This window comes from Bradyrhizobium sp. OK095 (assembly GCF_900109945.1).
Taxonomy (GTDB): Bacteria; Pseudomonadota; Alphaproteobacteria; order Rhizobiales; family Xanthobacteraceae; genus Bradyrhizobium.
Genome location: NZ_FOBX01000032.1, coordinates 1 through 9,908 on the forward strand (window position 1 = coordinate 1; position 9,908 = coordinate 9,908).

Annotated in this window: 10 protein-coding genes and 1 tRNA gene; 9 read left to right on the top strand and 2 right to left on the bottom strand. The window is 64.1% G+C overall.

All coding sequences use genetic code 11. The features are described 5' to 3' along the window. Positions 1–142: 142 nt before the first annotated feature. Positions 143–219: transfer RNA gene (locus tag BMW89_RS36910), tRNA-Arg, on the bottom strand. A 173-nt stretch (positions 220–392) separates the two neighbouring features. Further along, on the bottom strand, positions 393–1,892 hold the full coding sequence (locus BMW89_RS36915; protein WP_177196589.1) for a sensor histidine kinase: 1,500 nt from the start codon (positions 1,890–1,892) through the stop codon (positions 393–395). Positions 1,893–2,271: 379 nt separating this feature from the next. Between BMW89_RS36915 and rpmH the strand changes: the two genes are divergently transcribed. The 9 genes from rpmH to dapD all read left to right on the top strand — a co-directional run bounded on the left by rpmH (position 2,272) and on the right by dapD (position 9,654). Further along, positions 2,272–2,406 carry a 50S ribosomal protein L34 gene (gene rpmH, locus BMW89_RS36920; RefSeq protein ID WP_008542748.1) on the top strand — a complete coding sequence of 45 codons (135 nt, stop codon included), beginning with the start codon at positions 2,272–2,274 and terminating at the stop codon, positions 2,404–2,406. Between the two features lie 31 nt (positions 2,407–2,437). Continuing rightward, the gene (rnpA, locus tag BMW89_RS36925) at positions 2,438–2,839 is read left to right on the top strand and encodes a ribonuclease P protein component (RefSeq protein WP_092035248.1); all 402 of its coding nucleotides are present in this window, start codon (positions 2,438–2,440) and stop codon (positions 2,837–2,839) included. Between the two features lie 16 nt (positions 2,840–2,855). Then, positions 2,856–4,727, top strand: coding sequence for a membrane protein insertase YidC (gene yidC, locus BMW89_RS36930; protein ID WP_177196590.1), 1,872 nt, complete (start codon positions 2,856–2,858; stop codon positions 4,725–4,727). Between the two features lie 115 nt (positions 4,728–4,842). Next, positions 4,843–5,496 carry a ribosome biogenesis GTP-binding protein YihA/YsxC gene (gene yihA, locus BMW89_RS36935; protein WP_092035250.1) on the top strand — a complete coding sequence of 218 codons (654 nt, stop codon included), beginning with the start codon at positions 4,843–4,845 and terminating at the stop codon, positions 5,494–5,496. Next, a complete protein-coding gene (locus BMW89_RS36940) occupies positions 5,496–5,861 on the top strand; it encodes a DUF423 domain-containing protein (protein WP_177196591.1) in 366 nt (121 codons plus the stop codon). The genes yihA and BMW89_RS36940 overlap by 1 nt, the downstream gene beginning before the upstream one ends. 91 nt (positions 5,862–5,952) lie before the next feature. Then, entirely contained in the window at positions 5,953–6,840 is an 888-nt protein-coding gene (argB, locus tag BMW89_RS36945) for an acetylglutamate kinase (protein WP_092035252.1), read from the top strand. Between the two features lie 68 nt (positions 6,841–6,908). After that, a complete protein-coding gene (locus BMW89_RS36950) occupies positions 6,909–7,895 on the top strand; it encodes a DUF1036 domain-containing protein (RefSeq protein ID WP_092035253.1) in 987 nt (328 codons plus the stop codon). A 14-nt stretch (positions 7,896–7,909) separates the two neighbouring features. Beyond that, entirely contained in the window at positions 7,910–8,599 is a 690-nt protein-coding gene (locus BMW89_RS36955; protein WP_092035254.1) for a pyrimidine 5'-nucleotidase, read from the top strand. Between the two features lie 209 nt (positions 8,600–8,808). Next, on the top strand, positions 8,809–9,654 hold the full coding sequence (gene dapD, locus BMW89_RS36960) for a 2,3,4,5-tetrahydropyridine-2,6-dicarboxylate N-succinyltransferase (RefSeq protein ID WP_092035255.1): 846 nt from the start codon (positions 8,809–8,811) through the stop codon (positions 9,652–9,654). Positions 9,655–9,908 lie beyond the last annotated feature (254 nt).

A 9,908-nucleotide genomic window follows, 5' to 3' on the forward strand; every position in this document is an offset into this window, starting at 1 on the left:
CTGATGCTGGCCTCCGATCCAGCCAGCATCTTGAATCACAAACCGCCGCCCGACGGAATCCCTCCCGATTCAATCAATCGATGAACCGCTCTAGAACACGGCACCCGGCCAGGTTCGCCGTTTTATTCTGAATTATGGCAAATGGCGCGCCCGGAACGATTCGAACGTCCGACCCTCAGATTCGTAGTCTGATGCTCTATCCAGCTGAGCTACGGGCGCGTTTTTCGCAAACCGCTGTGCGGGCTTTAGCCCGCACGCAGCCCCCGGCGAAGCCGGAGGGGGTGCGAAAGAGCGCTCTGACTATCCGCTCTTGCACCGATTGGCAAGGTCCGGATTGGGGAGATTTTACACCGAAATGACGGTTTCCGGGGGGATCGGCCACTGGCCGAGCCTTACGCCCTCTGCCGCTCGTTGCGGATGGAGAGGAGTTCCACGGGGCGGTCGGGGATGACGATCCGGAATGTGGCGCCGATGGTGCCTTCGACCAGATGGATGTCGCCGCCATGGGCGCGGACGAGCTCGGCGGCAATCGCAAGGCCAAGCCCGCTGCCGCCGGGGCGGCCGGAGGTCTGGAACGCCTCGAACAGGTGGTCCCGGGTCCTCTGGGGGACGCCGGGGCCGGTGTCGGAGACCTCCAGAATGGCGACGGCGCCCTCGCGCTTGCCCGTGATCCGGATCTGCTGCGCGCCGCCCTCGGCCGACGCATGGCTTTCCAGCGCCTGGGCGGCGTTGCGGACGAGGTTGAGCAGCACGCGGAACAGCTGGTCGGGATCGGCATCGATCGCGAGCCCGCGCTCGATCGCGGCCACCCAGACAATAGTGGCATCGCTGGCGAGGCCCGCGGTCTCGCGCACCTCCAGCACGACAGGCTCGATCAGGATCAGGCGGCGGTCTGGCGCGGCCTCCTGGGCGCGGCCGTAGGACAGCGTCGACTGGCAGAAGGCGATGGCGCGCTCGAGCGAGCGCACCAGCTTTGGTGCAAAACGCTGCACCCGCGGATCCGGCACGCTGGCGAGCTGGTCCGACAACAGCTGCGCCGAGGCGAGCAGATTGCGCAGATCGTGGTTGATCTTGGACACCGCGAGGCCGAGCGCGGCGAGCCGGCTCTTCTGGTGCAGCATCGACATCAGATCGCGCTGCATGTCCGACAATTCACGCTCGGCGACGCCGATCTCGTCGCTGCGCTGGCTCGGCACGATGATCCGCGCCGAGCTTTCGGGGTTTTCGTGGAAGCCGACCAGGCTGGCGGTGAGCCGCCGCATCGGCCGCACGAAGAGATAATGCAGCGCGAAATAGACGAGGCTCGCGGTCAGAACGCCGATAATCAGCGCGACCACCACGACGTTGCGGGAAAAGCGGTACATCTGCTGCCGCAACGGCTGCTCGTCCGTCACGATCTCGACGAACTGGGCGTTGCCGACGCCGGGGCCGACGATGCGGATCGGCTGGTTGCCGGTCTCCAGCATCATCTGGAACGAGCCGGTGATCGCCTCCCACACGGTCATGTCGCGCAGGTCGACGTCATGCTCGATCGTCGCAGGCAGATTGTCGCTGGCGAGCAGACGACGCTGCTGGCCCATCTTGATGGCGACGGCGCGGGCATTGATGCTTTTCAGGATCTCGCGCGACAGTGAATCGGGGACCATGCCGAGCGGCGCGGCATCGAGCACCAGCGCCGCCGTGTTGGCGGCCGCCACGCGGTCGTTCAGCCGGTTGACCCAGAAGTTGGCGATGGCGGGGACGTAGAGCAGGATCGCCGCGATCATCACCAGGGGGACGGTGAGTAGCAACAGCTTGCCGGACAGCCCAAGCCCGGCAGGCCCACGCGGCCGCGCCGCCGGTGGGTCCCGCTGATCCGTATCCTGGATCGGCTGGAGGTCTGTCGCTGCCACGAAATTCGTCCTCACTGACTTTTCGGTAAACGATCTTGCCGGTGAACGATCTGGCGGAGGAAGAATGCGGCCCACCCCCGGCCCGGTCAAATTACGGATCGCTAATCTGTCAAGGTGTGATCTAAGCGCTGATATGACGAGTCGCCACCTCATGGGTTAAAAACCCCGCACAATCAGCGATATTCACCGGAATCGTGCGCTCTTGCGGCGTTGACGAAAACAAGACCCTCCCTTATAAGCCGACCAAATTGTCCGCGATGACCCGGTGTAACGCCGGGAGCGGCTCTCTTGGGGCCGAAAAAGGGCCCATTTTGGGCCGCATCTTCCGGGCTTTACCATCAATTCTCAGGCAAATTGCCCGGTCAGCGGAGAGAAACCCGTGAAGCGGACTTATCAACCCAGCAAACTGGTGCGCAAGCGCCGTCACGGCTTCCGTGCCCGTCTCGCGACAGCCGGCGGCCGCAAGGTTCTCGCCGCACGCCGCGCCCGCGGCCGCAAGCGTCTGAGCGCCTGAGCCGGACTGGCCCCTTTATTGGGATCTCATCATGGATCGGCTGAGGCAGCGAGCGGATTTCCTCGCCGTTGCCAATGGCGCGCGGGCGAATAGTTCCGCGTTCGTCCTGCAGAGCCTTGACCGCCAAAGCCTTGACCGCAACGACAGCGGCCCGATCCGAATCGGCTTCACCGTTACCAAAAAGAACGGCAACGCCCCCCAGCGCAATCGTATCCGGCGCCGGCTTCGCGAATTGGTGAAGCGGCTCGATCCGGTGTTGATGCAGCCTCATCATGATTATGTGCTGGTCGGACGCAGGGACGCGCTCTCGCGCGACTTCACGGCCATGCTCGACGATCTGCGCATAGCGTTCACGAAGCCCGTGCGGCATACGGCCAAGGCGCGCGGCCGGAAGCCCGGTCCTGCTCCTGCGACCAGCCGCAAACCGGATTGATGACGAGACAATAGTGATGATCGACAATCGCAACACCATCCTCGCCGTCATTCTGTCGGGCCTCGTCCTGATCGCCTGGCAATATTTCTACAATGTGCCGGCGATGGAGAAGCAGCGCGCCCAGCAGCAGGCCCAGGCCGAGTTGCAGAAGACCACGCCGCAGCCGACGGCTTCGGCGACGCCGGGCGCCACGCCACAGCCCGGTAGCGCAGGCGTGCCTTCCGCTCCCCCTGTCGCCAACCAGCCGGCTCAGCCGACCATGAGCCGCGAAGCTGCCATTGCCGCCTCCCCCCGCGTCAAGATCGATACTCCGCGCCTGACTGGCAGCATTGCCTTGAAGGGCGCACGCATCGACGACCTCGCGTTGGTGCAGTATCGCGAAACGGTCGACCCGAAGTCGCCGCCGATCATCCTCTATTCGCCCTCGGGCACGGCTGAACCCTATTACGCCGAGTTCGGCTGGGTGGCCGAGACAGGCGGCACCAAGGTGCCCGACCGGACCACCGATTGGCAGCAGGAGGGCACCAACAGCCTGACGCCGTCCACGCCGGTCGCGCTGAAATACGACAATGGCGAGGGCCTCACCTTCCGCCGCACCATCACGATCGACGACCACTATCTCTTCAGCATCAAGGACGAGGTGAGCAATGTCGGCAACGCGCCTGCTACGCTCTATCCGTTCGCGCTGATCTCGCGCCACGGCACGCCGCAGGTCTCCGGCTACTACATCCTGCATGAAGGCCTGATCGGTTATTTGGGCGAGCAGGGCTTGCAGGAGAAGGCCTATAAGGCCGTCGGCGAAGCACCAGCGATCGGCAATGGCGGACACGGGTTCGAATTCAACAACGTCACCAATGCCTGGCTCGGTATTACCGACAAGTATTGGGCGTCGGCGCTCCTCCCGGACACGTCAGCAACACTCAAAGCCCGTTTCTTCGCCGAGCCCGGCACCCAGATCCGGTACCAGACCGATTATCTGCAAAACAAGCAAACGGTCGCGATCGGCGGCACGACGACGTCAAGCACGCGGCTGTTCGCGGGCGCCAAGGAAGCCGGCGTCGTCGGCGTGTTCCCGTTCGCCGGCCTCGGCGGCTACAACAAGGAGCTGGGGCTGAACCATTTCGATCTGTTGATCGACTGGGGCTGGTTCTACTTCATCACCAAGCCGATGTTCCTCGGCCTCGACTTCTTCTACCGCTTCTTCGGCAATTTCGGCATCTCGATCCTGCTCGTGACCGTGATCGTGAAGCTGCTGTTCTTCCCGCTGGCGAACAAATCCTACGCCTCGATGGCGAAGATGAAGTCGGTCCAGCCGCAGCTTGCGGCGCTGAAGGAGCGCTATCCCGACGACAAGGTGAAGCAGCAGCAGGAGATGATGGAGATCTACCGCAAGGAGAAGATCAACCCGGTCGCCGGTTGTCTTCCCGTGGTGATCCAGATCCCGGTGTTCTTCTCGCTCTACAAGGTGCTGTTCGTCACCATCGAAATGCGGCACGCACCATTCTTCGGCTGGATCAAGGACCTTTCCGCACCGGATCCGACCAACCTCTTCACTTTGTTCGGCCTGATCCCGTTCGATCCGACCACGCTCCCCCTGTTCGGCCACTACCTCGCGCTCGGCATCTGGCCGATCATCATGGGCATCACGATGTGGTTCCAGATGAAGCTGAACCCGACGCCGCCGGATCCGACGCAGCAGCTCATCTTCAACTGGATGCCGCTGATCTTCACCTTCATGCTGGCGGGCTTCCCGGCGGGCCTCGTGATCTACTGGGCCTGGAACAACACGCTCTCGGTGCTCCAGCAGAGCTTCATCATGCGCCGCAACGGCGTGAAGGTGGAGCTGTTCGACAATCTCAAGGCGACGTTCGCGAAGAAGGCGACGTAGCTCTCCGTCATTGCGAGGAGCGAAGCGACGAAGCAATCCAGACTGCTTCCGCGGAGGCATTCTGGATTGCTTCGCTTCCCTCGCAATGACGCTGTAAACAACTGAAAGCCTTCGCATGACCGATGACAAAGATGCGAAGCTGATCGAAGCCGGGCGAAAGCTGTTCACCCGTGACTGGCAGTTCATCTGGGCCTCACCCTCGATCGAAACCCTGCCGCCGATGGCGGGGCTGGAGATCGCCTTCGCCGGACGCTCCAATGTCGGCAAATCGAGCCTGATCAACGCGCTCACCGGCCGCAACGCGCTCGCGCGCACCTCGCATACGCCGGGCCGGACCCAGGAGCTGATCTTCTTCGAGGTCCCCGGAAAATCCGACCTGCGCCTCGTCGACATGCCCGGCTATGGCTACGCCAAAGCGCCCAAGACGCAGGTCGCGTCCTGGACCGAGTTGATCCACAAATTCCTGCTCGGACGTGCCAGCCTCGCGCGCGTCTACGTGCTGATCGACGGCCGGCACGGGCTGAAGGAGGTCGATCTCGAGGTGCTGGGCACACTGAACCGCTCCGCCGTGAGCTACCAGGTCGTGCTGACCAAGGCCGACCAGGTCAAGGACTCCGAGCTTCAGTCGCGCATTGCCGAGACGGAGGCTGCACTGGCAAAACATCCGGCCGCGTTCCCGAACGTGCTCGTGACTTCGTCACGGAGCGCCACCGGCATGGCCGAATTGCGCGCCGCGATAGCAAAGCTCCTGGAAGAGCGGAGCTCGTGATGGCTGCGTTCCGCCTATTGCTTGGGCTTGCCGGTTTGATGGGCGCCGCAGGCGTGGCGCTCGCGGCCGCCTCCGCGCATGGCGGCGATGCGAGCCGGCTCGCCTCGGCCAGCGCCATGCTGCTGTTTCATGCAACTGCCATACTCGGGACGATCGCCCTGCTCGCGCGCGGACTTCTGCACGGCGGAATTGGCCTCGTCGCGGCGTTCGGCTTCGTGATCGCGGCGACGCTGTTCGCGGGCGATCTCACTGTATTGCAGTATGCCGGCCATTCGCTGTTTCCATATGCGGCGCCGACCGGCGGGACGCTGATGATCGTGAGCTGGCTGGCGGTGACGCTGGCAGCGGTGGTGCCCAAGCGCTGATCAGTAGCGCAGATGGCAGCAACGCTTTGCGCCGCGCCCGCCAATCAGATAGAACGCAGGCCGCGTTAGTCCCGCCAGCGAGATCCGCCTCATGACCGAAATCTCACCGCTCGACCAGGCCCGCATCCTGTCCGAAGCGCTGCCGCACATGCAGCAGTATGACGAAGAAACCATCGTCATCAAATATGGCGGCCATGCCATGGGCGACGTGGAGACCGCGAAGAATTTTGCCCGCGACATCGTGCTGCTCGAGCAGACCGCGATCAACCCGGTGGTGGTGCATGGCGGCGGCCCGCAGATCGCCACCATGCTCAAGCGCCTCGGCATCGTCTCGGAATTCGCCGCGGGCTTGCGCATCACTGACGCCGCGACCATCGAGATCGTCGAGATGGTGCTGGCCGGCTCCGTCAACAAGCAGATCGTCGGCTACATCAACGAGGCCGGCGGCAAGGCGGTGGGGCTCTCCGGCAAGGACGGCAACATGGTGAAGGCGTCGAAGACGACGCGCACCATCGTCGATCCGGATTCGCACATCGAGAAGGCGATCGATCTCGGCTTCGTCGGCGACCCCGAAAAGGTCGACCTCACACTCCTCAACCAGTTGATCGGCTATGAGCTGATTCCGGTGCTGGCGCCGCTCGCGACATCGCATGACGGCCAAACGCTGAACATCAACGGCGACACCTTTGCAGGTGCTGTCGCCGGCGCACTGAAGGCCAAGCGGCTGCTCCTACTCACCGACGTGCCGGGCGTGCTCGACAAGTCGAAGAAGCTGATCCCGCAGCTCTCGGTGAAGGACGCACGAAAGCTGATCGCCGACGGCACCATTTCCGGCGGCATGATTCCCAAGGTCGAGACCTGCATCTACGCGCTCGAACAGGGCGTCGAAGGCGTTGTGATCATCGACGGCAAGATGCAGCACGCGGTGCTGCTCGAGCTGTTCACCAACACCGGCACGGGAACGCTGATCCACAAGTGATGAGCGAGCGGCCAGGAACAGAGCTGGGAGAGCGGCTGCCTCGCCGCTCCCCCCTCGCGCGCTTCCTGATGACGCTGCCCGCCGCAGCCGTCTCTTTCTTCTTCTCCTCCGCCCCCGCTTTCGCCGACCTGAAAATCTGCAACCGCATGTCCTATGTCATCGAGGCCGCGATCGGCATCGACGACAAGGCAGCGACCGCGACGCGGGGCTGGTTCAGGATCGATCCCGCCACCTGCCGCGTGGTGGTGCAGGGCACGCTCTCCGCCGACCGCATCCTGCTCAATGCCCGCGCGCTCGGCGTCTACGGCGCCTCCCCGATCCCGCAGAACGGCCGCGACATGCTGTGCGTGGCGCAGGACAATTTCGTCATCGCGGCCGCGCGGCAGTGCCGCAGCGGCCAGACCCAGGCCGCCTTCACGCAGGTGACGCCGACGCAAGGCGACGACGGCAACCTCACGGCCTATCTCGCCGAGGATGCCGAATATGACGACGAGCAGGCGCGGCTCGCCGGCATCCAGCGGCTGCTGGTGATCATCGGTTACGACGTCGGCGCGATCGACGGCGTCGACGGGCCGAAGACGCAAGCAGCACTGGCCGCGTTCCTGAAGAGCCGCGGGCTGTCGTCCGACGCTGCATCGTCGCCGAATGTCTTCAAGACCATGGTCGACGCGACGCAGACGCCGTCCGCAAGCGGCCTGACCTGGTGCAACGACACGCCGCACAAGGTGATGGCGGCGATCGCCACCGACGACGGCAAGTCGGTGACCAGCCGCGGCTGGTACCGCATCGACCCCGGCAAGTGCCTGCATCCTGACGTGACCGGCCAGCCGAAGCAGATCTTCAGCTTCGCCGAGGCCATCGATGCCGACAACCGTACCATCAAGGTGAAGGACAAGCCGCTGAACTGGGGCGGCGAGAAGCAGCTCTGCACGCGCGAGACCAAGTTCGAGACCAACGAGCACACCGATTGCGGCACGCGCGGATTTGCGGCGACGGGCTTCGGCGCGGTCGACATGTCGAGCGGCGGCAAGACGCTGCGGTTTGCAGTGCCCTGATTGAGAGATTTTTGATGAGCCCAGCCCGCGCCTTCACCCATATCGACACCTGGGTGTTCGACCTCGACAACACGCTTTATCCGCATCACGTCAATCTGTGGCAGCAGGTCGATACGCGGATCGGGGAGTTCGTGTGCAGCTGGCTGAACGTTGGCCCTGCGGAAGCGCGCACGATCCAGAAGGACTATTATCGGCGCTTCGGCACCACGATGCGCGGCATGATGACCCTGCATGGCGTGCGCGCCGACGACTACCTAGCCTACGTCCACAAGATCGATCATTCGCCGCTGGAGCCGAACCCGGCGCTTGGCGCAGCCATCGCAAAGCTGCCGGGGCGAAAGCTGATCCTGACCAACGGCTCGGTCGATCATGTCGATGCGGTGCTGGCGCGGCTCGGCCTCGCCACACATTTCGACGGCGTGTTCGACATCATCGCGGCCGGGTTCGAGCCGAAGCCTGCGGAGCAGACGTACCGGAAATTCCTCTCGGACCATTCGGTCGATCCGACCCGGGCGGCGATGTTCGAGGACCTCTCCCGCAACCTCACCGTCCCGCACCAGCTCGGCATGACCACGGTCCTGGTGGTGCCAGACGGGACGAAAGAGGTGGTGCGCGAGGACTGGGAACTGGAAGGCCGGGACGCGGCCTATGTCGACCACGTCACGGATGATCTGGCGGGGTTTTTGGCGGGGCTGCCGCGGTGACGCCGTAGCCCGGATGGAGCGCAAGCGAAATCCGGGGTATCGCGCCGCGGAGAGGCTTTCCCGGATTGCGCTACGCTCCATCCGGGCTACAGGACTCATCCGCCGCTTGTCCGGGACGACAGCGGAGTATGCCTTGACTCCGTGCCTCCAAATCCCGAAAAAGCGCTTCAATTCGCCGTAAATTCCCGTCCGACTCTGAGGAAATCCCGATGTCCCTCCAAGCCCTCGAATCCACCATCAACAGCGCCTTCGACGCGCGTGACGGCATTTCGACCTCGACCAAGGGCGAGGTGCGCGAGGCCGTGGATCACGCGCTGGAGCGTCTGGACAATGGCGAGGTCCGCGTCGCCGAGCGCGCCGCCGATGGCAAGTGGAAGGTCAATCAGTGGCTGAAGAAGGCGGTGCTGCTGTCCTTCCGCCTCAACGACATGGGCGCCATTCCCGGCGGCCCCGGCCAGGCCTCGTGGTGGGACAAGGTGCCCTCGAAGTTCGAGGGCTGGGGCGAGAACCGTTTTCGCGATGCCGGCTTTCGCGCGGTGCCCGGCGCCATCGTCCGCCGCTCGGCCTTCATCGCGCGCAACGTCGTGCTGATGCCGTCCTTCGTCAATCTCGGCGCCTATGTCGATGAATCGACCATGATCGACACCTGGTCGACGGTCGGCTCCTGCGCCCAGATCGGCAAGCGCGTGCACATCTCCGGCGGGGTCGGCATCGGCGGCGTGCTTGAGCCGTTGCAGGCCGAGCCCGTGATCATCGAGGACGACTGCTTCATCGGCGCGCGCAGCGAAGTCGCCGAGGGCGTGATCGTGCGCAAGGGCGCGGTGCTGGCGATGGGCGTGTTCCTGGGTGCATCGACCAAGATCGTCGACCGCGAGACCGGCGAAGTCTTCATCGGCGAAGTGCCGGAATATTCGGTGGTTGTGCCCGGCACACTGCCCGGCAAGCCCATGAAGAACGGCCAGCCGGGCCCGAACCCCGCCTGCGCCATCATCATGAAGCGCGTCGACGAGCGCACGCGCTCGAAGACCAGCATCAACGAGCTGCTGCGGGATTAAGACTCTCTCCTCTCCCTCTCCCCGCCCTTCGCGGGGTCGCGACGAGCTTCGCTCGCGCTGAGAGGGTTGGGGTGAGGGGCCTCTCTCCACGGATGAGATGGCCGCGAGACCTGTACCCCCTCACCCGGATCGCAAGAGCGATCCGACCTCTCCCCGCAAGCGCAGGGCTGTCCGGGGAATGATTCACTATGCCGCGGAGCATGCCCGGTTTAACCGGCATGAAGCCGGTACTTTCTGGTTGTCGAGACTCAGAA

Bases quoted from the DNA above. Each gene is read 5' to 3' on its own strand.
- yihA (WP_092035250.1), top strand. From the start codon at position 4,843: ATGACCGATGACAAAGATGCGAAGCTGATCGAAGCCGGGCGAAAGCTG.
- argB (WP_092035252.1), top strand. From the start codon at position 5,953: ATGACCGAAATCTCACCGCTCGACCAGGCCCGCATCCTGTCCGAAGCG.
- BMW89_RS36955 (WP_092035254.1), top strand. From the start codon at position 7,910: ATGAGCCCAGCCCGCGCCTTCACCCATATCGACACCTGGGTGTTCGAC.
- rnpA (WP_092035248.1), top strand. From the start codon at position 2,438: ATGGATCGGCTGAGGCAGCGAGCGGATTTCCTCGCCGTTGCCAATGGC.
- BMW89_RS36940 (WP_177196591.1), top strand. From the start codon at position 5,496: ATGGCTGCGTTCCGCCTATTGCTTGGGCTTGCCGGTTTGATGGGCGCC.
- dapD (WP_092035255.1), top strand. From the start codon at position 8,809: ATGTCCCTCCAAGCCCTCGAATCCACCATCAACAGCGCCTTCGACGCG.
- BMW89_RS36950 (WP_092035253.1), top strand. From the start codon at position 6,909: ATGACGCTGCCCGCCGCAGCCGTCTCTTTCTTCTTCTCCTCCGCCCCC.
- yidC (WP_177196590.1), top strand. From the start codon at position 2,856: ATGATCGACAATCGCAACACCATCCTCGCCGTCATTCTGTCGGGCCTC.